Raw genomic sequence first — 24,801 nt, forward strand, 5'->3', positions numbered from 1 at the left:
TGCGTAGAAATTTATAGTTTTGCTTACACCAACACTTCTTCCAGCACTTCTTCCATTACTTCTGATTTAACTTCTGCTATAGCTTTAGAATCATTTTGCTTAACTGACTGCTGCTCAGTATCTTTGTCGGCTAACTCATAAGGCAAACAAAGCGGAACTCCCGTTCTTGGATCATTAATAATATCTGCTTCAATGCCGAACACTTCACGCAGCACTTCTCTTGTAACTACATCGCGTGGAGAACCTTCGCAAATCACTTTGCCACTTTTTATTGCCACTACATGTTGTGCAAAGCGTGTTGCATGATTTAAATCATGGACAACCATAACAATCGTACGCTTTTCTTCCTTATTCAAACGCTCAAGCAGCTTAAGCACCTCTAGTTGATGAGCCATATCTAAGTATGTTGTTGGCTCATCTAAAAACAGCATATCCGTCCCTTGCGCAAGTGCCATTGCAATCCATGCCCGTTGTCGTTGCCCGCCAGATAGCTGATCAACTGGACGATCGTGGAAATCGTTCATCCCTGTAACTTTAAGTGCCCACTCAATATATTTTTTATCTTCCTTCGTTAAACTGCCAAAACCTTTTTGATGAGGAAAGCGCCCGTAGGAGATAAGCTCAAATACGGTCAGACCATCTGGTGCAACAGGAGTTTGTGGTAAAATTGCAAGCTCTTTAGCAATTTCCTTAGTTGATTGATCATGAATAGACTTACCATCTAAAAAAACTGTACCGTTACGCGGCTTCATAATGCGCGCCATTGTCTTTAAAATTGTTGATTTTCCCGATCCGTTTGCTCCTACTAACGCCGTAATTTTTCCTTGCGGAATCGATAAATTTAAATCCTCTACTATTAAACGATCTGCATAACCAATACTTAGCCCTTCCGTATATAACCGACTCATTTCCTTCCCTCCTATTTCCTTATGAATTCATAAGCTCTTTTATTAATTGTTTGTTTTTCTCTGAAAAGATTTCATTATGCGATGATACCATTCCCCAAGCTGTAGCATCAGGTGAAATATATTGCTTCGCTCTGTTAACTGCATTTGCCGCATCCTGAAATGCTCCCGCAATAAGGTGAAGTTTGCCCTCATGGTACAAAATATCTCCTGCTGCAAACAGACCTGGTACACTGCTTTCACTCATAGGCGTCCCTCTGACATAAAAATCATCATGCAGTTCAATATTTAATGGACTATTTTTTATTAGGTCACCATCCCGCTCAAAACCGTGATTAATAATTACTGCATCGACGGCAATTTCTATGGAAGAATCGTTCTGGCCTTTAAGCACAACCTTTTCAATTGCTTCATGGTTTTCTGTAGCAACTAGCTTTTCAATTGTTGTATTAAGTAAAAGCTCTACAGAGCTATTTTTTAGCTTAGAGATTTCTGCCTCATGACCTTTTAACATCTCATTGCGATACGTTAAATATATCTTCTTCGCATAAGGCTCCAGCTCATTTGCCCAGTCGATCGCAGAATTTCCACCGCCAGAAATAAGGATCGTTTTATTTTTAAAGCGAGTTAACGACTTCACAGTATAATGCAAATTAGCAACTTCAAACTTTTCAGCACCTTCAATTTTTAATTTAGTAGGTTTTAAGATTCCCCCGCCTACGGCTAAAATTACTGTTCGCGAATAATGCTTTCTGCCAGAGGCTGTATCTAGGACAAATATATCATCGCTATTTTTTGAGATAGAGGTTACCTTCTCACCAAGAACAACCTCTGGATTAAAGGTCAACCCTTGCTGAACCATTTGCTTAATTAGCTTTTCAGCAGGAATTGGCGTTAACCCGCCTACATCCCAAATCATTTTTTCAGGGTAGATATGAACTTTACCACCGAGATAAGGCTGATATTCAATAATTTTCGTCTTCATTTCACGCAAGCCACTATAAAAAGCAGAATAAAGACCAGCCGGACCGCCACCAATTATCGTTACCTCAAAAACATCTCTCATTGTTAAACTCCTTTTATTGATCATTTTTAAGTAAACACGCATGTTTGATAAACTGTCAGCTGTGCTGGAGAACAAGCTACTATGTATATAAAGTACGGAGCTTCAATTAAAGCTACGACAATGCAACTCCTATATTATTCCCTAAAAGTCCACAATCTCGATTACATGTCATACTTTGCATTAGCACTCTAGAAACAGTGCGGAAATCGCCAACTTATACGACACCAATGACACGAGTTAAATGTTATGAAATGATTATCATTCTCAATTAAAGATCATAAAGTATTCACCTGCCTTTGTCAATTTAGGCAATCTTTCAGTAAATGGTTAACTGCTTACAAATTATTTATACAAAAAAAGCCCCATCTGCATTCCTTTGAATGTTATGAGGCAATTATTTTAATACATATTCCGCTATATTTTTACTATGGTCACCCACACGCTCTAAGTTACTTAGCACATCTAAAAATACTGCACCTGCATTTCCGCGACAGATGTTATCATTTAAGCGTTTAAAATGATCGTTGCGAAACTCAAGCTCCATTCGATCTAGGTCCGCTTCAGTCCCTAAAACATCTGCAGCAGCTGAACGATCATGCTGTTCTAAAGCGTATAAAGCTCTGCCAATAATCCAATCCGCAGAATCAATCATTTGCTTAAGCTGGTTTATTGCCTGCTCGGAAAATGCCACCCGATTTCTAACACAATATTCAGCTAGTTCAACAATATTTTCTGCATGATCACCAATTCGTTCAATATCATTTACGATATGAAGCAATGCTGTAAGCTTTTCTGAATCTGCTGCTGTTAAATCATGCTGATGAATGCTAACAATATAATCGGTAATTAATTGATTCAACTCATTAATTAATGCTTCCTTTTTCAATGCCTGATTCGCCATTCGACTGTCGTGTTCAAAAAAATACTGTGCTGCATCGGCTAATGTTTCACGAGCAATGCTTCCCATTCGCAGCACCTCATATTGTGCTTGGCCAAGCGCAACGCTAGGTGTATTTAAAAAACGTTTATCTAAATATTGTGCTCCGTAAAAAACCTCTATTGAAGATTGATGCGATTGAATAAAGTCGTTAGCGATTTTCAATAAAAATGGAACAGCTATAAGGCAAATGATACCTGTTAACAGATGGAATATACTATGGGCTATCGCAAGCTGGAATTTAATGTTAGTAATCTGCTCAAACCAATTCATTAAACTAAACAATGGCTTTTGCAATGCAAACAAGACAATTGCCCCAATTACATAATACAAACCATCAATAAATACTAATCGCTTTGCTTTAATGCTTGCACCAATGACTGCAATACAAGCAATAATTGCCGAGCCGATATTGCTGCCTAGCAAAATAGGCAGAGCACCAGCCAAATCTACAACTCCTTCATCGGCTACTGTCTGCAACACGCCAATCGCTGCATTTGAACTCGTTAATAATAAAGAAAGCACAATGCCCACTAATAGACCAAACAGCGGAAAATCGGCTAAGTTCAGCAAAAACGTCGTTAATTGATCAGAAATATGCTCACTTCGCAATCCGTCTCTCACAAAAGACAAACCAAGAAACAAAGCTCCAAAGCCAAGAATAATCTGACCAGTATATTGGATACGTTTATAATGCCCAAATAACCATAGCAATACACCAACTGCCAGAATTGGCAAGGCATAATCTTCAATTCGAAACCCTACGATAAATATTGTAACGATCGTCCCAATATTTGCACCGATTAGGACATGAACAGCCTGTCGTAGACTTAATATGCTTGCATTCAACAGACCAATAATAAGGATTACTGCACCTGTCGCACTTTGAAAAACGGTTGTAATGAATATTCCGGTCACGACACCAAGTAACGGAGGTACTGTATAGGTAGCCAGCAAATGTCGGATCCGATCACCAGTTATTTTTTGTAGACCCTCAGACAGAAATTTGATACCGAATAAAAAAATCGCTATTCCGCCTACTATGTAAAAAATCAAATTCTGAATACCCACAATTCCCTCCATTAAAAAGATGCATAAAATTGATTTGTAATGCCTGAATTAAAATTGTAACATAACTGAAATATTTCTTTCACTTGTCTTTAATAATAATTGTCTATACTTCTAATTGACCCCCTTTTTAATGATATATAGATTATTGAATTCCCGTAGCCCGTTGCTACGGGTACTTTTTTTTATTTTTGTAAAGCTTGCTCATACCAATCCCAAAACAAACCGACCTGCTCAGGCTTATGAGCATCAGAGCCATATACTACAGGAATCCCCAGTTCAAGGCAACGTTGAATAAACCATTTCGGCACATATTCCTGCTCACAGCTAGCTACTCGCAAGCCTGCAATATTCACATCAACACCAACCTGATTCGCTTGTAACAACGGTAATAAAGCTTCTAGTCTTTGTGTAAATTGCTGTTCATTAAAAGCTGGAAGGTCCTTTTGAAATTTCCGAATAAGATTGATATGACCGATTCTTTTGCGCATGTTAAGTTTACCAGCTTCTTCAATCGCTAGCTCAACATGATCAAAATATAAATCAACTAGTACATCAATTGAACCGTAAAACTTTAGTAAATTTTTCTTAAAATCTTCAGCCGTAAAATCAACACAGTAATTGCCATCCTCACCAGGTAAAAAATGTACCGAATATACAACATCCTCTAGTAAATGCCCCCACTTATTTACTAGTTGCTCGGTATACTCCACATTTCCATGTAAATAATCTAATTCCAATCCAATTGTAATTTCAATTTGATCAGCATAGCGTTCTTTTACTTTTTGTACGTATTTAAAATATTCCTCAAGCTCATGCTCAGGCATACCAAGTTCTTTAAATAGTGACGGATCCTTTACCCATCCTTGCGGTAAAGAAGGGTGCTCAGTAACGGAATAACGCTTAAATCCTAATGCGATAGCACGCTCGATATACTCCTCTAAAGGAGCGCTGCTGCCGTGATAACAAAATTGTGTATGGGTATGTCCATCCCATTTCAGCATGTTGCCACCTCACTCATTTACAATAATTCAATTTATTTTACCACATATCTCATATAGAAGTGAGTATGCCAAACATAAACAAAACACACCTCCCTACTTAAGAAAATGAGAGGTGTGTTTTTCAGAAAACTTATCGCTGCTTACTTAAGTTCAAAATGAATTCCAATTCCAAATGGATCCTTTGTAAAAAATCCGTTTTTTTCGAGTGGCTCAGTAGTATAACCAGCTTCATTTAATCGCCCTTCAATTGCTTTCAGCTCAGCTTCTTCCACAATCTTAATTGTGTAGTATTTAATGCCTGTTGCATGTTCAGGAAATGGAGATGCTCCGCGACCATTCCAAATATTTAATCCTAAATGATGATGATAACGCCCAGCAGCAACAAATAATGCCCCATTAAATGACCAGTCTAGCTCCAGTGAAAAACCTATTAATTGGCAATAATATTCATATGCTTTATTTAAATCAGCTACATGAAGATGGACATGCCCCATAACTGTTGCTGGATCTATTCCTTGAAAAGGACGATTATCAGCCTCCGCTAGTATGCCTTCCCAATCAATCGGATCTGTAGCCATCTTCACATTATCATTCTGATCATATTCCCACTCATGTCTTGGCCTGTCACGATAAATCTCTATCCCATTTTGATCGGGATCTGATAAATATAATGCTTCACTTACTAAATGATCTGCTTGACCAAGTGCGATTCTCGATTCAATTAAATGCTTTAATATATTGCCTAATGCCTTTCTGCTCGGTACTAATAAAGCAAAATGATATAAGCCCGTATGTCCTCGACGATTACCAAGATATGATTGATCAGTTTGCTCTAATTCAAGCAAACTATCGACTCCATTTGCTGACAAAGTTGCAGTAGTCTCAGTCGTTTGAATCGCCTTTAAACCAATGATGTTCTCATAAAATGCAACCGATCGATTAATATCTGAAACTTTAAGCTTAACTACGCCCAATGATGTATTGGGATGTATTTGAATGCTCATACAATGCCTCCGACTAAATTTAATGTAACTTACTTTTTGTAAGTTTATTTTATCCTGATAGTTTAATGTTGTCAATCTATTCATCAATTACCCATTTTTTATTAGTATGTGTATTTACACACTCATACTTGCAGACAAAACCATAACATATAAAAGTCAAGGAGGTGTTATACATTGGATAAAAAATCCAAAAGTAAAAATTTAAAACAATCTAGCACTTCACAAGAAAAAGAGCTTTTCATTAGTGGAATCCATCCGATTCATCGGGGACCAACTGGTCCAACCGGTCCAACTGGTCCGACTGGTCCAACCGGTCCAACTGGTCTAACTGGTCCAACTGGTCCAACTGGTCCAACTGGTCCAACTGGTACAACTGGTACAATTGAACCTGGTACCGTATTATTTACAGTCGCTGACGATCAAGGTAACACAGCAGCTATGGAACTTGGAGATACTTTAACCTTCACATCATCTACACTACAAATTACGGTTACCGATGGATCAGCTATTGTAGACATTGAAGCAGATAGTCTAATTGGTCCATCTGGTCCGACTGGTCCATCTGGTCCGACTGGTCCTACTGGTCCGACTGGTCCATCTGGTCTGACTGGTGCGACTGGTCCTACTGGTCCAACTGGCCCTACTGGTCCAACTGGCGCGACTGGTCCTACTGGTGCTACTGGCGCGACTGGTCCGATTGGTCCATCTGGTCCGATTGGTCCAACTGGTCCAACTGGTGAAACTGGCGCGACTGGTCCTACTGGTCCGACCGGTGAAACTGGTGCGACTGGCCCTACTGGTCCGACTGGTGCGACTGGCCCTACTGGTCCGACTGGTGCGACTGGCCCTACTGGTCCAACTGGTCCGACTGGTGCGACTGGCGCGACTGGTCCTACTGGTCCAACTGGTGAAACTGGCGCGACTGGCCCTACTGGTCCGACTGGTGAAACTGGCGCGACTGGTCCTACTGGTCCAACTGGTGAAACTGGCACGACTGGCCCTACTGGCCCTACTGGTCCAACTGGTGAAACTGGCGCGACTGGCCCTACTGGTCCAACTGGTGAAACTGGCGCGACTGGTCCTACTGGTCCAACTGGTGAAACTGGCGCGACTGGTCCTACTGGTCCAACTGGTGAAACTGGCGCGACTGGTCCTACTGGTCCTACTGGTCCAACTGGTGAAACTGGCGCGACTGGCCCTACTGGTCCAACTGGTGAAACTGGCGCGACTGGTCCTACTGGTCCAACTGGTCCAACTGGTGAAACTGGCGCGACTGGTCCTACTGGTCCAACTGGTGAAACTGGCGCGACTGGTCCTACTGGTCCAACTGGTGAAACTGGCGCGACTGGCCCTACTGGTCCAACTGGTGAAACTGGCGCAACTGGTCCAACTGGTGAAACTGGCGCGACTGGCCCTACTGGTCCGACTGGTCCTGTCTTGGCAGAAGAGGGTTTCTCAGCTTATCTAGAATCAATTAGTTTATCTACCTCTGCACAACTTGATGATTGGAGCGTAGCAACTCCTTACTACAATAACACATCATTCAATGCAACTAATGGTACATTCACTGTACCAGCTACAGGAGTATATTCAATTAAAGCAACTATAAACTATTCAACAACCGCTGCTATTAGTGCAGACATAGGAAATTCTAATCCAGCTTTTGTAGTTCGAAGAACTGCACCAGTTGTTACGGATCTAATTACTGGTCTTTTCCCAGTAATGAATCTAAATCTCAACCTAGTTGTTACGACGTTAACCATAAGAGCTATATTAGGTAACGGTACTGTGACTTTAACTGGAGACGTCGAGCTTAATGCAGGCGATATTGTTGGTTTATATTATGTTGCTGATGGCTTGACATTAAACCTAGATATTGGTGGAGGGGACCAAGGTATCGTATGGTCTATTCATCGTATCTCATAATCATTAATCCCTTTTAGTACGACTCGAGGCTGGGAAAAAACCTAGCCAAATAACAGAAAAACTCCCGGTGCTCTACAAAGTAGAGTGCCAGGAGTTCATTTTTTAAATACAAAAGGAACACTTTCTGTTAAAATTTAAGTATCTCACCCCAAAATGAGCATAAAATGAGCAAACACCGTTAGCTTGTTTTAGAGACTAGGTTTTGTCCCAGACTCTTTTTTTATTTAGAAAACTACAAACCTATATTAGGTTAACTAATGAATACTTACCTATTTTCATAAACGTTTAAGTTAATCATTAACAATTTTGTATTATCAACACATTTCATATATGTTATTATTAAATAACAAATTATCTGCTCTAATCACGGTATACGTTATTATTATTAACCAATCTTAATAATGACATGGAGATTGTGGGTATGAAACTTAAAAATAAGCCGTTTCTTTATAAGTTTTTACTGTCCTATGTTCTAATTTTAGTACTTCCAATCGTCATTATCCTTGCATTTTATTATCCCTATACGCTGGCCTCTGTGAAAGATAAATCCAGTGCATGGAATAATCACACCACTGAACAACTTATGAACTCGATTGATACATTTACCAAATATGTCTACAATCTGCCTACAGAAATATTGCATAATCGCGAAATTAAACCTTATTTAGTTGAAGACGACCCCTACCAAAAAATAATTATTATGAACGAAATGAAAAAATATAACATCACAGATGCTTTTATCGAGAACACATTACTATATCTGAAAGATGTAAATTATTTTTTCAGCAAAAGAGGAAGCGCATACACAATTTCGGATTTCGGGATTAAAGGGGTAGGATATGTTTACCCAAATTGGCCTCCTGAAGAAATACAGCAAGATTTACAAAACTTATCTGAAACGATCGTACGGCCTGTAGAGCCTGTTATTTTACCTGGCGGACAATCTGCCAATTTGTTAAGTTTCATCCTTCCTTTACCATTAGGCGGCATGAATTCACCAGGTTCATTACTTATTCTAGTAAAAGAAGATACGATTCTAGATATGATGCAATCAAGCAACGATGAGTCAAACTCCATTTTTATTATTACAGACGAAAAACATCAATGCTTAGTTTCCACGCAAGGCTGTGAGCAAATAAATACTGAAGCGTTTGCGCACATTTTAAGTCCACAGTTTTCCGAGCAACATTATCAAGAAACAACGATCGATGCGGAAAATTATTTAGTATCAGAAAGAATATCCAGTACCAATGGGTGGCACTATATTCGCTTATTGCCGATTTCTGAAACCGTTGAAGACATTCGCAAGTTGCAATATAGTACAGTTCTTTTGCTATTTATTATAATTTTTACAACTTCCATTGTTATCTATTTTTCAATGCGCTTTAATTATCATCCAATTAAGCGTCTGGTCGATGTAGCCTCAATGTTATTTGAGCAACCTTTACATAAAAAAGGACTTAATGAAATAGAAACGATTCATTATGCTATTAATCAGCTTTCCACAACAAGAGCAACACTTGATGAGCAATTAAAGCAAACTAAACCGCTTGTTCGCGATCAAATATTAGTCGATCTTTTGCTTGGCAACTATGATAGTTGGGAGCAATTTAAGCAAGTGGCAAGCGATTATCATATTCATTTTCCTTATCGCTATCTGTCGATCGCAACTATGTTAATTGAAGCTGATGAGTTTAGCGAGCAAATTTTATCAACTGCAAGAAAATTTTTTGAGCAACAAACCAATTTGCAAAGCTATGTTATCAAAAGCTATTACAAGCGAGAAATTATATTAATATTATGTCATGAAAAAAGTATTGATTCGCTATTTCCAAGCCTGCAGCAATCTATACAGAAGCAATTTCAGCAAAGCTGTTTAATTGGGATTAGTAACCAACAGGAAATTAGTGACATTAAAAATTTCTCAATCGCTTATCTGCAGGCATCACGCTGTCTTGAGCATATTCGTTTTCAAAAAACGACGATGCTGGCACGCTACACAGATGGACTGCATACTGCCAGCGGCTTAGTTTCTTATCAATTAGAACTAGTACAGGCATTAGAACTTGCAACATTTAAAAATGATGTCGATAATATCGAAACCATTATCCAACGAATTCAAGACTACATGAGTAATGAAAGTATCCCTTCTCATGTTGTTCGCACACTTTATTTAAATACGATGAGCATTCTATTGCATGCACTAGAAAAATTCCAGCAAGATCATGACTCAATACTTAATAATATTGAATTCGTATTCCAGCAACGATATACCCTTGATCAGATGAACAGTATTATGAGTGAAGCTGCAAGTAAGCTTTGTGAGTTATTAACTGCCGTTATTCCAACAATTGCAAGTCGTACGCCAGCTGAACAAATTACCCAACTCATTAATGAACACTGGTCAAATCCTAATTTATCTTTACAGTTTATGGCAGACCAGTTTGGCATGTCTACTTCAAACTTTAGCTATCATTTCAAAAAAACAATGGGGCAAAATTTCAAGGAATATATTGATGGCTTACGTATTCAGCAATCGATGCAACTTTTGCGTCAAAGTCAAGACTCTGTAGAAAGTATTGCTCTGCAAGTTGGATATATGAACTCAACTAGCTTTATTCGTTCATTCAAAAAAATAGTAGGTATGACTCCAGGGCAATATCGTGACCAGTTAAAATAGTTTTTACTGACGGAAAAGCAGCATAACATCGTAAACAACAAATTTTCAAATGATGTCCAATGATATACAAATTTTAAAGGAAGCTGTTGCTAATGTCTTTCAAGGATTGAGTCCTTAATGCTTGGCACAGCTCCTTTCTTTTTGTGCTTATCATTTCAAGTGAAGTTTAGAATCAGCAAAAATTCAAGGCATCTGCAATAATTAAAAAAAAAGCCCAATTGAAATACTAGAAAACAATAATGTAAGCGTTTTATTAAAGCGTTTTCAAAATTTGTTAATGCCTCAATTCTTGTTTCTTTACGTACTGAAGCAACGAGCTTTACACTGTAGTCGTCAGGCAGCGAACTGAATCCATATCCATTTTTTACGTGAGCTCTAACAACTGCTTGATAAAACGCTGCCTGTAAATTGAGAAAATCAAATTTAGGGGGTAACTTGTATGAAAAAATGGATTACTGTTATGCTATCAACCACGCTTGTCCTTTCAGCTCTTACTGCATGTAGCGGTTCAAGCAATGAAAACAGCAACAGTGGACAATCCTCATCAAGCGGAAAAAAAGCAAAATTAACCGCTGTTATGGTTAAGCATGCTCTTACTAAGCCACTTGAAGAAATGGAATGGCTGCAAACTATCGAAGAAAAAGCAAATGTTGAAATTGAATGGCAAGAAATAACAGCAGATTGGGAGCAAAAGAAAGGCCCGATGCTGGCAAGCGGCGATATTCCTGATCTTTTTGTTGGTCCTACTGTCATTACAGATGCAGATTTTGCTCAATTTGATGGACTTTTTCAAGATCTAAATGAGCTTTTAGATCTGGCACCAAACGTTCAAAAAATGTTTGAAGATAATCCAGCGACAAAAATAATTGCCACACAAACCGATGGACGCATTTTAGGCTTGCCAAAATATCAACGCTTCTGGCCTGAGTCTGTTAACCGCCAATACATTAACCAACAATGGCTAGATAATTTAGGACTAGAAATGCCTACAAATTGGGATGAGCTATATGAAGTATTACTAGCCTTCAAAGAAAAAGATGCCAATGGCAATGGCGATCCGAATGATGAAATTCCTGTTGACTGGCCTGGAGGAATTGGCGGTTATTTTAACCCTGCAGTAATGTTAGGTGGAATGGGTATCAATCTCTCCTCAGATATTAGCAGCCAAGGATATTATGTAGAAGATGGTCAGGTAAAAAACTTCTTAGTCGATGATCGTTACAAGGAACTTGTTATTTTCCTTAATAAGCTTTATTCAGCAGGACTAATCAATACGGAAGTGTTTACTCATGACTACACAAAATATCAATCCGTTGCTCGCGGTGAAGGAGATATTGCAAAAGTCGGCTTTACTTGGGGTTGGGTTGCTTCCGACCGCTTTGGTGAGCAGCTAGCTCCACAATATACATCAATGGCTCCATTAAAATGGAATGCATCCTACACTGGCGATGTTTCTTGGAGCTATGATTTCTACACGTTAAACTATGGCGCGAATGCTATTGTGATGTCTGCCAAATCAAAAAATAAAGAGGCAGCAATGCGCTTCATCAATGAACTATACGATCCTGAAGTCGGCATTCAAGTTCTATTTGGTTCGATTGGACCTAACATTTCTAAAAATGATGATGGCTCTTACACTGTATTGCCGCCGCAAGATACTTCAATGGATCCAGGTACATGGAAATGGACGTCCACTTGGGCTGATAATGGCGCATTTTATATCTCAGACGATATTAAGCTAACGTTAGGTACTGATATGCAGGAAGTACTTACACATTCTGAGCCGTTACAGGCTGCGCTTAGCACTATCAATCCTGACGAAGATATTTTCCCAAGCGTCTTTATTAAATTTACTAGCCAAGATAACAACACGTTAAGCTTAAATAATACGAACTTAATGAATCTTGCTAATACAAACTTTGCAAAATGGGTTACATCTGGAGGTATTGAGCAAGAGTGGGACGCTTATGTTAAAGAAGCAGAAAAAGCTGGTTTACCACAAAACCTAGAAATTATGCAGCGTTACTTTGAACAATATAAAGCAAATAAATAAATTGTTAATTGTTACAGGACTGTCACGCTAGTAAGGCGATATACAGTCCTGTCAAATTATATAGCTGCTTAAACCTGCCCTTCATGCGATAGATGAAAGGCATTAGGAGGAATGCATATGAAGCAGACATTGGTCAAAAAATCTTGGTTTCGTAACTATCAACTATGGATTATGATTTTCCCTGCTATACTTGCAATTTTTATTTTTAACTATATCCCGATGTACGGAGTTCAACTTGCTTTTCGTGATTATAGCTTTAGCAAAGGCTTAACTGGCGGAGAATTTCGCGGACTAGATTACTTTATACAGTTTATTGAAAACTATCAGTTTGGCAGTCTGATGCGAAATACATTTTTTATTAGCTTTGCTACGATTATCATTGGCTTCCCTGCCCCGATCATTTTGGCACTATTACTAAATCAAATTCGAATTAAACGTTTCAAGCAAGTCATGCAAACTACCGTTTATTTACCGCATTTTATTTCTATTATTGTACTTGTTGGGATGTTAAATGTGCTACTTTCCCCTGAAACTGGCATTGTCGGTTATTTTATGAAAGCGATTGGTTTAGGTCATATTAACCTGCTAGCATCAACGAATACTTTTATTCCTGTCTATGTCCTCTCCGACATATGGCAGCATTGCGGCTGGAATAGCATCATTTATTTAGCTGCACTTTCAACAGTCGATCCTCAGCTCTATGATTCTGCAAAAATGGATGGTGCAAGTCGACTGCAAATGGTTCGCTATATTGACCTGCCTGCGCTCAAACCAACGATTATTATTTTGTTTATTTTAAGTATGGGAAACATTTTAAGTACCGGCTTTGAAAAAATCTTCTTAATGCAAAATTCATTGAATTTACCAGTATCAGAGGTTATTGCTACGTATGTTTACAAAATTGGGATTGTTTCTAATCAATTTAGTTATGCATCAGCCATTGGCTTATTTAATACGATTATTAACTTTGTCTTTTTAATTAGCATGAACGCAATTTCTAAGAAAATGTCAGATACAAGCTTATATTAACAGGCTTAATTGTTTATCTAATAAACCATTTACGGCATTATACATGATAAATAAGCCATTACGTTTAGAAAGGAGCAGCCCGATGAGTCTAAAAGGAAAATCACTATCCGAGCTAAGCTTCACTATTGTGTTAGCAATTCTTTGTATTATTATTTTCTTGCTTATTGCCTATCCACTATACTTTATTATAATCGCTTCAATAAGCGATTCTGTTCTTGTTTCTACGGGCAAGGTGCTGCTTTTCCCAAAAGGAATTAGCTTCTTTGGCTATAACGAGATTTTTCAAGACGATCGCATATGGACTGGCTATCGCAATACAATTTTTTATACCTTTGCAGGCACAGCGGTCAATTTACTTGTTACATTACCTGCTGCTTATGTATTGTCACGCAAGGAATTTAAGGCAGGCAAATATATCATGTTCGCTTTTGTCTTTACAATGTTCTTTAATGGCGGATTAATTCCAACTTATTTGTTAATGAAGGATTTGCATCTGATCAATACAGTTTGGGTATTTATCCTGCCGTTTTGCGTCAATGTCTTTTATCTGATTATTGCAAGAACGTTTTTTGAAACCTCTTTACCGAAAGAGCTTTATGAGGCTGCAGCAATCGATGGCTGTTCTCATTTTACTTATTTTATTAAAGTCGCGTTGCCGCTATCCAAGGCTATGCTTTCAGTTATCGGACTTTATTATTTAGTAGGACATTGGAATGATTTCTTTACAGGACTAATTTATATTCGCAGCAATGACCTTCAGCCACTGCAAATTGTTCTGCGAGATATTCTGCTTTCTAACCAAGTTTTTTCCAGTGGTGCTGGTACAGGAGGAAGTGCAGGTGGATATGCTCAGCGCTACGCTGATCAAGTTAAATACGGGGTCATTATTATATCAACGCTGCCAATTCTGCTCGTCTACCCATTTATTCAAAAATATTTTGATAAAGGGGTAATGATTGGTTCAGTCAAAGGATAAGCACTGTACGAAAGATTGCATATATGTGCATTTAAAAACCCGCTGCATCCCCAAAAGGGCTTAAAGCAGCGGGTTTTATAATCCTCACATCCTCGCTTCGCGGAATGTAGTTTAAGCTAGCTTCGCTTTTTTTAGCTTTGAAACATATTGCTATACAGCGTGGAAATTAGTTCCGTCTGTTGTTGCTTTAATATAGCCTGCACGAATAACAAAATCGCCAAAATGTTCGCCATCTTTACGCTCTTTTGCATAATGTTCAATAATCGGCTCTAATGTTGCAACAATTTCTTCTTCCCCAATGTTTTCTTTGTACATTTTATTCAAACGATCTCCAGCAAAGCCTGCTCCTAAATACATATTGTATTTGCCAGGCGATTTACCAATAAAGGAAATTTCCCCTAATGCTGGACGTGCACAGCCGTTAGGGCAGCCGGTCATACGAATATGAATCTCATCGTCACGCAAGCCGGTTTTCTCAAAAATAGGCTCTAGCTTATCTAGCAATGTTGGCAAATAACGTTCTGCTTCTGCCATCGCCAAACCGCAGGTTGGCAATGCAACGCAAGACAACGCATAACGGCGAATACCGCTGAGCTCTTCACCTATTGAAATATTGTATTTTTTCAATAGCTTCTTAATCGTCGCCTTTTGTTTAGCAGGAATGTTACCAATCATTACATTTTGGTTAGCGGTTAAACGGAAGTCTCCTTTTAGCACTTTCGCAATTTCACGTAAGCCTGTCATAAGCTGGCTTTCTTCTGTATCAATAATACGTCCGCTGCGAACGAATAAAGTAACATTCCATGTTCCATCATAGTTTTTTACCCAGCCATATCGTTCTCCGGAGCTTTCAAAAACAAATGGACGAGCAGGCTCCAGTTCCCAGCCTAAACGCTCATGCAGCTCTTCCTTAAACCACTCTATACCATGACGATCAATTGTATATTTTAAGCGTGCATTTTTACGAACAGAACGGTTGCCGTAATCACGTTGAATCGTAATTACGCGCTCTGCAACATTAAGCATTTGATCTGGGGTAATAAAGCCAATAATTTTACCAAGCTGCGGATAGGTATTAGTATCACCATGCGTCATTCCCATACCGCCGCCCACAGTAACGTTAAAGCCAACTAGCTTTTCATCTTCAACAATCGCAATAAAGCCCAAATCCTGCGAATAAACATCAACATCATTGGATGGCGGAACTGCAATACCAATTTTAAATTTACGCGGCAAATAAACATGTCCGTAAATCGGTTCAACTGGATCAACTGGCTCACTATATGGCTTATGTGGATTCTCTAGCTTTTCCCCATCCAGCCAAATCTCATGGTACGCAGGCGTTCTTGGCGCAAGGTGCGTCGTTAATAGCTGCGACCAACGATGAACTTCCTCATGCACCTTAGATTGCATTGGATTCGGATTACACATAACGTTACGGTTAACGTCACCGCATGCAGCAAGTGTCGTTAACAAGCACTCGTTAATGCCTTTAATTGTGCTTTTTAAATTCCACTTTAATACACCATGCAACTGGAACGCTTGACGTGTTGTAACACGAATCGTATTATTTCCATACTTTTGAGCAAGCTCGTCAATGACAAGCCATTGCTCTGGCGTTGCCACCCCGCCTGGTGTAACGACCCGCAGCATAAATTGATAAGCAGGCTCTAGTTTTTGCTTCTCACGTTCTTTTCGCAAATCACGATCGTCCTGCATATAGCTGCCATGGAATTTTAATAGACGATTATCCAGTTCAGATAATCCGCCAGTTACACGATTATGCAATTGCTCAGCTAACGAACCGCGTAAATAATTACTTTCAACTTTTAATTCTTCAACATCACTCGGTTTTCCACCAATTGGCTCAACCTTATGTTTGCGTGTCATCACCAAACCCCTCCCATAGCTATGTGTATATCATTGCTGCACAATAGGCTGCCATGCCCCTTCATGACCAGCAAGCAGCGATTAGTATACATCTCGCTGATAACGACCTGATTCTTGCAGTTCACTTAAATATGCGGCTGCTGCTTCTGCACTCACATTGCGCTGCTCTGTAATAATTTGTACTAATGCTTGATGCACATCATGCGCCATATGCTTCTCATCACCGCAAATGTAAATATGTGCACCTTCTTCAATCCATGCATACAACTCTGCTGCATGCTCAAGCAGACGATGTTGAACATAAACCTTTTGCTCAGTATCACGTGAAAATGCTACTTCTAGCTTTGTCAACACACCTTCATTCAACATTCGTTGCCAATCTGTTTGATATAAGAAATCTGTCACGTAATGACGATCTCCAAAGAATAGCCATGATTTACCTTTTGCCCCAATTTCCTCGCGTTCCTCCATAAAGGCGCGGAACGGAGCAACACCTGTACCAGGACCAATCATAATGATTGGTGTTTCTGGATTTGCAGGCAGTTTAAAGTTCGGATTAGACTGTACGAATACCGATACTTTATCGCCAATTTTCAACCGCTCAGATACATATACTGAACATACACCGTTACGCTGGCGACCATGCGCTTCGTATTGCACCTTGCGAATCGTTAAATGCACTTCATCAGGATGTGCTTTTATGCTGCTGGCAATCGAATACAAGCGTGCAGGAATTTTACGAAGCACATGAACAACATCGCTTGGCTGCCATGAAAATGGACCAAAGTCTTCTATTAAATCTAGCAAATCGCGCCCTTTTACATATTCTCTTACTTTAGCGCTATCTGCTAGCAGTTTATGAAATTGTTCATTTTTCGTAAAGGACTCAAATTTTTCAAGCAATGCTTTAGATAACACAGTAATTTCATATTGTGTCGTCAATGCTTGTTCAATGGTTAACGTCTCGCCTTCCTTTGTCGTTATCTGCTCATTTGGTCTCCAACCTAATGCCTCAATGAGCTCTTCAACAAGCACAGGATCATTATGCGGCACAATGCCAAGTGCATCACCTGGCTCGTAAACAATGCCTGATCCTTCAAGCGATAGTTCAAGATGACGAGTTTCGCGATCAGAACCGCGGCCATTTAGATTAATGCTTTCGATAACTTCAGCTTGGAATGGACGATTACGTGTATATTCAACCACTGCTGCAGGTTCTTCAGTAACAGCTGCCGCAGCATTCGCTGCTGCTTGTACAGGCTGTGCTGATGTTAAGCTGTTCAGCTTGCTTACAACGGCATCAATCCAGCCGTTTGCCGCTTCTTCATAATCAACATCGCAATCTACACGTTCAACAATACGTTCTGCTCCAAGCTCTTCTAGACGCTTATCAAAATCTTGCCCTGTTTTGCAGAAAAATTCATAGGAAGTATCACCTAGTGATAATACGGAAAAGTTTACGGACTTCAGCTCTGGTGCTCGTTTTCCATGTAAAAACTCGTAGAAGGAAATCGCATTATCAGGCGGATCTCCCTCACCATGCGTACTCGTAAGTACGAACAAATTGACAACCTTCTTCAGCTCATTCGTTTTAAACTTATTCATCGCAGAAACTGTTACCTCAAAGCCATCAGCCTTTAGACGGTCAGCTAAGCGATTGGCTAAACGCTGTGCGTTTCCAGTTTGCGATCCGAACAAAATTGTCGCTTCCTTAGGAAGTGCCGGTGCGCTTTGCACTGTCTGAACAGCTTGTGCAGCTGCACCTGCGGCTTCCGCTTGTGGCGCTAATGTTGTCTGCAAAGCAACGGATGATCCGTTCCCATTACGATAAAAAGCTAAATAACCGCTCAACCAATGAATCTGTGCTTCCGTCAACGTTGGTAGCAACGCATTAATATGCTGCAGTTGCTCCTCAGAAAACGGGCTGTTAGTAACTAGTAATTGCAACCTTTACACCCCGCATGATCATGATATTAATTCCTATCATATTACTCAGAATTAGTCTATCATTAAAATTACCATATAATCTTGATATCGGCAACGCAAACCGACACATTCTGTTATAAGAAAAATTGAAGCTAATCTAATAGATTACTTATAGGAAGAAAATGGACAATTGCCAAAGTTTATATAATTGATAAGCATTAGTTTTCTTCATAAATAAAAAAGTGCCGCACACCAAAGCAAGATGTTTAATCTGCTTTGGCTGCAGCACCAAATTACTACAGCTTAGATTAGGTAAATATAATTAAATCAAGCCAAAATATTTCTCAAAAAATTTCGTTAGCTTTGCAATAATGCCTTGCTTTTTCACAGCCCTGCCGCCGCCAAAGCGTGAGACAGGAGGCATAATTTTATCGATGTCTGTCCCTGTTGTCTTAAGCACACCATCACGAAACGCATTGTCGATAAAACGGCGAGTTTCTTCTGGCTTTAATTTTTCTTCTTCAATCATTGACGAAATATCTTTTTCTTTACATTCATGCAGGAACTTCTTCCAATCCTCATCTAGCTTCGTGGAGACGTTAACCTGCTCAATAAAACGTTCGATAAGCTCCTTTTTACTGCGCAGCTCAATGCTAGAATTAATTGCTTTATCGATGTTAACAAGAATTTCTTTGTCCTTGCAGTTTGATTGCTGATATTTTGCCACTAACATTAATATATAATCAATGTTTACTTCTATTTGTCTAATCAGCTCAATTTCAAAAATAATATCTTCATTAATCGCTTCTTTTTCTCCATCTGCAGCTTGTCGATAATCCTGATAAAGATCAAGATAGATGCTTTGATAGTCTTGAAAATCTCGTGCTGACAATATCTCATTTCCGGTAAATTCATCAAAGGATGTAAGAATATTTTTAAGCCGCAGTATCGCACCAAAAAGACGAATAAACGCTTTCTCTGCTTCTTCCCCAATGATTGGCTGAGCAAGGGGGTAACTGTCCGTAAGTTTTGCAATTAATTCCTCATAGCCCGGCTTATGCTCGCCTTTATCTGTATATCCTTTGTAATAATCAGCATACGTTTTTAGCAATACTATACCGCCTGCATCCTTATTGCCAAACAATGCGATGGCTTGCTCAGTTTCTTCTTTTAAATCTCTAAAGCATACAATGTTGCCATAGCTCTTTACGCTGTTCAAAATGCGGTTAGTTCTCGAAAATGCTTGAATTAAGCCATGCTGCTTTAAGTTTTTATCCACCCACAAGGTGTTAAGCGTTGTAGCATCAAAGCCCGTTAGAAACATATTTACGACAATTAACAGATCGACCTCGCGATTTTTTACGCGCAGCGAAAGATCTTTATAGTAATTTTGAAACTTATCAGCAGATGTATCATAGTTCGTATTAAACGTTGCATTATAATCAGAAATAGCAGATTCAAGAAAATCTCTTGAACTTTGGTCAAGGTTTTCAATTGCAAAATCCTCTTCTGGCAACAAGCCATCACTCTCTTCTTCATTGGCACTAAAGCTGAAAATGGTAGCAATAGTTAGATTGCGGTTCTGCTTAGCTATTTGCTTCTTAAACTCCCTATAATATTTAATCGCCATCGGAATAGAGTCAGCAGCAAAGATCGAGTTAAAGCCAGCAACTCGTCTTGTTTCCTGCTTCTCCAGCTTTATCCTTGGATTAAGTTTATTCTCTTCCTCCCATTTTGCAGAGAAGGTATAAAAACTGCTGCGTTTTGTCTTTTGATCGAAATGCTCTAGTACATAAGCAACAATTTCGCTAATTCGCTGCGGATCGGCTAAAGCCTTTTCGCGATCGATGGTATACACTTTTTTATCTCTTATATGATCAGGCATTTTAATTGTATTTATAAAATCAATTCTAAAAGGTAGTACATTTCTATCATTTATTGCATCTACGATTGTATAAGTATGCAGCTTGTCGCCAAACGCCTGCTCTGTTGTGCGAAGCTGCGGATTGCCGCCTGAGCTTGCATTTGCAGCGAAAATCGGTGTGCCTGTAAATCCAAAAATATGATAATGCTTAAAGCTTTTCGTAATCGCCTGATGCATCTGGCCAAACTGAGAGCGATGACATTCATCAAAAATTAGGACAACATGTTTCTTATAAATATCGTGCTGTTTGTTTTTGCGGATAAAAATATCCAGCTTCTGAATTGTCGTTACGATGATTTTATATTCATGCGGGTTTCCTTTTTCGTCCCTGTCCTCCAATTGTCTCTGCAAAACTTTAGTAGAGGAGTTTCCGTTCGCTGCGCCCTTTTCAAAGCGGTCATACTCTTTCATCGTTTGATAGTCCAGATCTTTCCGGTCGACCACAAACAACACCTTATCTATATAGGGGAGTGCGGCTGCTAATTGGGCAGTTTTAAAGCTCGTCAAAGTTTTCCCAGAACCTGTTGTATGCCAAATATATCCTCCTGCAGCAAGCGTACCGGTTGTCTTATAGTTGCTTGAAATTTCGATGCGAGATAATATGCGCTCCGCCGCAGCAATTTGATAAGGACGCATAACAAGCAATAATTGCTCAGACGTGAATACACAGTACTTTAGTAAAACATTGAGCAGCGTATGCTTCGCAAAAAAAGTTTTCGTAAAGTCAACAAGGTCTGCAATAATCTTATTATTGGCATCTGCCCAAAAACTTGTAAATTCAAAGCTGTTACTCGTTTTTTTACTTTTGCGTCGCTCATGATTGCTTTGCTCTTTAAGGTGAGCATTTCTTGTCGTATTGCTATAGTACTTTGTATGCGTACCATTGGAAATAACAAAGATTTGCACATACTCAAATAAGCCGGAAGATGCCCAAAAGCTTTCACGCTGATAGCGATTAATTTGATTAAACGCTTCTCTAATCGCTACTCCGCGGCGCTTTAATTCCACATGGACAAGCGGCAGCCCGTTAACTAAAATCGTTACATCATAGCGAGCATGATGTTTTACACTATTTTCTTCATACTGATTTAACACCTGCAGACGGTTATTATGAATATTTTTCTTATCTAATAGGTAAATGTTTTTTGTCGTACCGTCATCCCGCTTTAAAATTTGGATATGGTCATCCTGAATTTTTTTAGTTTTTTCCACAATGCCTTCATTGCTGTTTGCAATACATTCTGTAAAAAATCTACCCCATTCACTATCGGTAAACGTAAAATTATTTAGCAATTGAAGCTGCTTTCGAAGATTTTCAATCAAGCCAGCTTCATTATGCACGGGTAAATACTGATACCCTTGAGAGGTTAGCTGAGAAATAAACTGTTGCTCAAGCTCTGCCTCGCTCTGATACTTTTCCGAACGCACCTCATACTCAGAGCTATATTCAGCAACGACCGTTGCTTCATCGGTGCTAGCAACGATATTGTATCGATTCATGCCGAAACCTCCTTAAAGGAGAACAGCTTATCTCTGTAAAATTCATATTGCTTCTGCTGCGCTGCAATTTGCTTCGGTAAACTGTTAATAAGCTCGCTGTAAAGGGTATCAAGCTTATCTAGCATTTCGACGATCCGTTTCTGCTCTTCCAGCGGAGGAACAGGAATGATAACATTTTTGAGCGCATTCGCATTAAACTGGGGCTGTCCTGCTTTGCTTACCAGCTTATTTGCTTGATTCCAATAAAGGCTGGATTGCGCAAAATGCCAGTAATAAGCAGGCAACACATTTTGCTCTGGGAAACGAATTCTTATAAGAAAGGATGCATATACGGCTGGGATGTCCTCGTTAAAGAGCATCGTTTTACCGTAAGTAGCCCCTGTTCGCGCCATTAGTAAATCTCCCTTTTGCAGCAAATACTGCTTGCTTTCTGAGGAGAGATCGATATATTTGCACTCAGCTTGCGACAGCTTGCCATCGTCCTCGATGTCGGTAATGCGAATAAAGCGAGCAGTGCCTTTATCTTTTGCAGTATCAGTAAAGCCATATTTAAATTCTGCAATATCCTCCAGTTTCACCTGTGGCACCTTATCGCCAAAGGTAAACAACATTTTTCGATAATGCTCATATTGCAATTTTCTCGCATAAAGCTCAGCAGCAAGGACATCGTTTAGCTGCTCGGTAAGCTCTGTAAACTGATCGAGAATGCGAACAATTTCTTGCTGAACAGCTAACGGCGGCAGCGGAATTTTCATCTCCTTGGCAATAGTCCAATGACGGTTATATCCCCGTGACGGAATATCAAGGTTGCAAAATGCATAATAAACATATTTAGTGCAAATTGATTCATTAACGGGAATAAAGACCTTGGTTCCACTATCCCCTTGAGCAAATTTTTGTTCGGCATACTTTACAACTCTTGTATGGTCACCAAATACAATGCAAGGCAAAACAGGCGGTACAGCAGCTTCATTATCAGTATAAGCAGCAATATAAGCCTGACTTTGATCGATGACTGGAATACTGCCTGTCTCTTGATAATCTTTCTTAGATACACTGCTGGCAGCATTATTCGTTTTTAATACGTTTGCTAAAGCAACATATTCTACTCCGTTAGGGCAAAGCTCTGCTATTAGCTTGTTCAATCTGCTCATTTTTCCACCTCAATCTCTCCAATGAGCTGATTAATTTCGGCTCGCAAAGCTTGTTGGCGCTCGACCATTTTTTCGATCTCTGCACTTAACTGAGCAATATCAATCTGTTCACTTGTATCTTCCTGCTCTACATAGGTAGAAACCGACAAATTATAATCCTGCTTCGCAATTTCGCTGTTTGGCACAAGCTTAACAAAATGCTCAATATCATTTCTCTCAATAAAAGCTCGCAGTATCGTCTGAATATTGTCCTGAGTAAGCTTGTTGTTATTTGTAACCTTAATAAATTGCTTAGACGCATCGATAAACAATGTGCTATTTTCCGATTTACACTTTTTCAGCACCATAATACAGGTAGCAATATTGGTGCCATAAAACAGGTTATCAGGTAACTGAATAATGCAATCGATATAGTTATTATCAACAAGGTATTGACGAATTTTCTTTTCTGCCCCGCCGCGGTACATAACACCTGGGAAGCAAACAATCGCTGCTGTGCCGTTGGTTGCTAGCCAAGCAAGACTATGCATAATAAACGCTAGGTCCGCCTTAGACTTAGGGGCTAGTACGCCTGCAGGAGCAAACCGCGGATCGTTAATAAGAATTGGATCACTGTCTCCATTCCATTTAATCGAATAAGGCGGATTGGAAACGATCGCTTCGAATGGCTCAACATCTCCATGCAGCGGATCGGTTAGCGTATCACCAAGAGCAATATCAAACTTATCGTAATCAATATCATGCAAAAACATATTAATACGGCACAGGTTATAGGTTGTAATATTATTTTCCTGTCCAAAGAAGCCTTGACGCACGTTTTCTTTGCCAAGGATTTTAGCAAATTTCAGAAGCAACGAGCCAGAACCGCAGGCAGGATCATAAACCTTATTAACTTCTGTTTTTCCGACAACTGTAAGGTGTGTAAGAAGCTCAGAAACCTCCTGTGGCGTATAATATTCACCGCCGCTCTTACCGGCATTGGAGGCATACATTCCCATTAAAAACTCATAGGCATCCCCAAACGCATCAATGGTGTTATTTTTATAGTCGCCAAGCTTCATCGCAGCAATAGAATCTAGTAACTTTACTAGCTTCTCATTGCGCTTTGCAACGGTATTGCCTAGCTTATTGCTGTTCACATCGAGATCATCAAATAATCCTTTGAAATTATCTTCGCTTTCAGTCCCTTGCGCAGATGCCTCGATATTAGCAAATATTGTCGCTAACGTCTCGTTTAATTGATCATCGTTTTTAGCACGGGCTCTAACATTTTCAAATAACTCGCTTGGTAAAATGAAAAAGCCTTTTGTTTTAACTAAATCTTCTCTTGCCTGTTCAGCTTCCTCATCGGAAAGCCTACTATAATCAAAATCAGTATTGCCCGCTTCCCACTCACCAGCGTTAATATAAGCGGTAATATTTTCAGAAATATATCGATAAAACAGCATACCTAGCACATATTGCTTAAAGTCCCAGCCATCCACACTGCCTCTTAATTCATTTGCTATATTCCAAATTGTGCGATGCAATTCGGCACGCTCTTGTTCTTTTCGATTATCTTCCATTCTATTAATTCCTTTCCTTATGCGTTTGACTTACATTCTATGCAACTATGAAATTAAGTAATATGTTAAGTATAAACGAATTAAGTCAACATAGCATCTGCGCGATGATGAAGAATGTGACATGCTATAAACAAAAACGGCTTATTGCAAACGATATATATAATCGTCTGCATAAGCCGCTTCTAAATTTTATT

15 protein-coding genes are annotated in these 24,801 nt (G+C 39.3%); 5 read left to right on the forward strand and 10 right to left on the reverse strand.

Annotated elements, in window-relative coordinates; genetic code table 11:
• Window positions 1–23 precede the first annotated feature (23 nt).
• From AC2TDL_RS06545 to AC2TDL_RS06565, 5 genes are all read right to left on the reverse strand, one after another.
• Window positions 24–908, reverse strand: coding sequence for an ABC transporter ATP-binding protein (locus AC2TDL_RS06545; protein WP_484699444.1), 885 nt, complete (start codon window positions 906–908; stop codon window positions 24–26).
• A 19-nt stretch (window positions 909–927) separates the two neighbouring features.
• Window positions 928–1,971: an NAD(P)/FAD-dependent oxidoreductase gene (locus tag AC2TDL_RS06550; protein ID WP_484699446.1), complete on the reverse strand. Its 1,044-nt coding sequence runs from the start codon at window positions 1,969–1,971 to the stop codon at window positions 928–930.
• A 394-nt stretch (window positions 1,972–2,365) separates the two neighbouring features.
• Window positions 2,366–3,979, reverse strand: a complete 1,614-nt coding sequence (locus AC2TDL_RS06555; RefSeq protein WP_484699448.1) for a Na/Pi cotransporter family protein — start codon at window positions 3,977–3,979, stop codon at window positions 2,366–2,368.
• A 182-nt stretch (window positions 3,980–4,161) separates the two neighbouring features.
• Window positions 4,162–4,980: a histidinol-phosphatase HisJ gene (gene hisJ / locus AC2TDL_RS06560; RefSeq protein WP_484699450.1), complete on the reverse strand. Its 819-nt coding sequence runs from the start codon at window positions 4,978–4,980 to the stop codon at window positions 4,162–4,164.
• A gap of 140 nt (window positions 4,981–5,120) precedes the next feature.
• Window positions 5,121–5,984 (reverse strand): VOC family protein, encoded by an 864-nt coding sequence (locus AC2TDL_RS06565; protein WP_484699452.1) that lies wholly within the window; start codon window positions 5,982–5,984, stop codon window positions 5,121–5,123.
• Between the two features lie 174 nt (window positions 5,985–6,158).
• On the opposite strand from AC2TDL_RS06565, the gene AC2TDL_RS06570 reads away from it, so the two are divergent.
• The 5 genes from AC2TDL_RS06570 (at window position 6,159) to AC2TDL_RS06590 (ending at window position 14,648) form a co-directional block, all read left to right on the forward strand.
• Complete coding sequence (locus AC2TDL_RS06570; protein ID WP_484699454.1) at window positions 6,159–7,910, forward strand: collagen-like domain-containing protein; 1,752 nt, start codon at window positions 6,159–6,161, stop codon at window positions 7,908–7,910.
• A gap of 421 nt (window positions 7,911–8,331) precedes the next feature.
• Window positions 8,332–10,590 (forward strand): helix-turn-helix domain-containing protein, encoded by a 2,259-nt coding sequence (locus AC2TDL_RS06575; protein WP_484699456.1) that lies wholly within the window; start codon window positions 8,332–8,334, stop codon window positions 10,588–10,590.
• Between the two features lie 439 nt (window positions 10,591–11,029).
• On the forward strand, window positions 11,030–12,643 hold the full coding sequence (locus AC2TDL_RS06580; RefSeq protein WP_484699458.1) for an extracellular solute-binding protein: 1,614 nt from the start codon (window positions 11,030–11,032) through the stop codon (window positions 12,641–12,643).
• A gap of 117 nt (window positions 12,644–12,760) precedes the next feature.
• A complete protein-coding gene (locus AC2TDL_RS06585; protein WP_484699460.1) occupies window positions 12,761–13,672 on the forward strand; it encodes an ABC transporter permease in 912 nt (303 codons plus the stop codon).
• Between the two features lie 82 nt (window positions 13,673–13,754).
• Window positions 13,755–14,648: a carbohydrate ABC transporter permease gene (locus AC2TDL_RS06590; protein WP_484699462.1), complete on the forward strand. Its 894-nt coding sequence runs from the start codon at window positions 13,755–13,757 to the stop codon at window positions 14,646–14,648.
• 150 nt (window positions 14,649–14,798) lie between these two features.
• On the opposite strand, the gene cysI is transcribed toward AC2TDL_RS06590, so the two are convergent.
• The 5 genes from cysI to AC2TDL_RS06615 form a co-directional block, all read right to left on the reverse strand.
• Window positions 14,799–16,538: an assimilatory sulfite reductase (NADPH) hemoprotein subunit gene (gene cysI, locus AC2TDL_RS06595; protein WP_484699464.1), complete on the reverse strand. Its 1,740-nt coding sequence runs from the start codon at window positions 16,536–16,538 to the stop codon at window positions 14,799–14,801.
• A gap of 81 nt (window positions 16,539–16,619) precedes the next feature.
• Window positions 16,620–18,485 carry an assimilatory sulfite reductase (NADPH) flavoprotein subunit gene (locus tag AC2TDL_RS06600; protein ID WP_484699466.1) on the reverse strand — a complete coding sequence of 622 codons (1,866 nt, stop codon included), beginning with the start codon at window positions 18,483–18,485 and terminating at the stop codon, window positions 16,620–16,622.
• A gap of 301 nt (window positions 18,486–18,786) precedes the next feature.
• A complete protein-coding gene (locus tag AC2TDL_RS06605) occupies window positions 18,787–21,888 on the reverse strand; it encodes a type I restriction endonuclease subunit R (protein WP_484699468.1) in 3,102 nt (1,033 codons plus the stop codon).
• Complete coding sequence (locus tag AC2TDL_RS06610) at window positions 21,885–23,042, reverse strand: restriction endonuclease subunit S (RefSeq protein ID WP_484699470.1); 1,158 nt, start codon at window positions 23,040–23,042, stop codon at window positions 21,885–21,887. Before AC2TDL_RS06610 ends, AC2TDL_RS06605 begins: the two co-directional genes overlap by 4 nt.
• A complete protein-coding gene (locus AC2TDL_RS06615; RefSeq protein ID WP_484699472.1) occupies window positions 23,039–24,607 on the reverse strand; it encodes a type I restriction-modification system subunit M in 1,569 nt (522 codons plus the stop codon). Before AC2TDL_RS06615 ends, AC2TDL_RS06610 begins: the two co-directional genes overlap by 4 nt.
• Window positions 24,608–24,801 lie beyond the last annotated feature (194 nt).

The sequence above is a fragment of the Paenibacillus sp. plas6 genome (assembly GCF_057221655.1).

Excerpts from the sequence above, each read along its gene's own strand:
- cysI (WP_484699464.1), bottom strand. The coding sequence starts at position 16,538 with ATGACACGCAAACATAAGGTTGAGCCAATTGGTGGAAAACCGAGTGAT.
- AC2TDL_RS06575 (WP_484699456.1), top strand. The coding sequence starts at position 8,332 with ATGAAACTTAAAAATAAGCCGTTTCTTTATAAGTTTTTACTGTCCTAT.
- AC2TDL_RS06615 (WP_484699472.1), bottom strand. The coding sequence starts at position 24,607 with ATGGAAGATAATCGAAAAGAACAAGAGCGTGCCGAATTGCATCGCACA.
- AC2TDL_RS06580 (WP_484699458.1), top strand. The coding sequence starts at position 11,030 with ATGAAAAAATGGATTACTGTTATGCTATCAACCACGCTTGTCCTTTCA.
- AC2TDL_RS06590 (WP_484699462.1), top strand. The coding sequence starts at position 13,755 with ATGAGTCTAAAAGGAAAATCACTATCCGAGCTAAGCTTCACTATTGTG.
- AC2TDL_RS06605 (WP_484699468.1), bottom strand. The coding sequence starts at position 21,888 with ATGAATCGATACAATATCGTTGCTAGCACCGATGAAGCAACGGTCGTT.
- AC2TDL_RS06585 (WP_484699460.1), top strand. The coding sequence starts at position 12,761 with ATGAAGCAGACATTGGTCAAAAAATCTTGGTTTCGTAACTATCAACTA.
- hisJ (WP_484699450.1), bottom strand. The coding sequence starts at position 4,980 with ATGCTGAAATGGGATGGACATACCCATACACAATTTTGTTATCACGGC.
- AC2TDL_RS06610 (WP_484699470.1), bottom strand. The coding sequence starts at position 23,042 with ATGAGCAGATTGAACAAGCTAATAGCAGAGCTTTGCCCTAACGGAGTA.
- AC2TDL_RS06550 (WP_484699446.1), bottom strand. The coding sequence starts at position 1,971 with ATGAGAGATGTTTTTGAGGTAACGATAATTGGTGGCGGTCCGGCTGGT.
- AC2TDL_RS06545 (WP_484699444.1), bottom strand. The coding sequence starts at position 908 with ATGAGTCGGTTATATACGGAAGGGCTAAGTATTGGTTATGCAGATCGT.
- AC2TDL_RS06565 (WP_484699452.1), bottom strand. The coding sequence starts at position 5,984 with ATGAGCATTCAAATACATCCCAATACATCATTGGGCGTAGTTAAGCTT.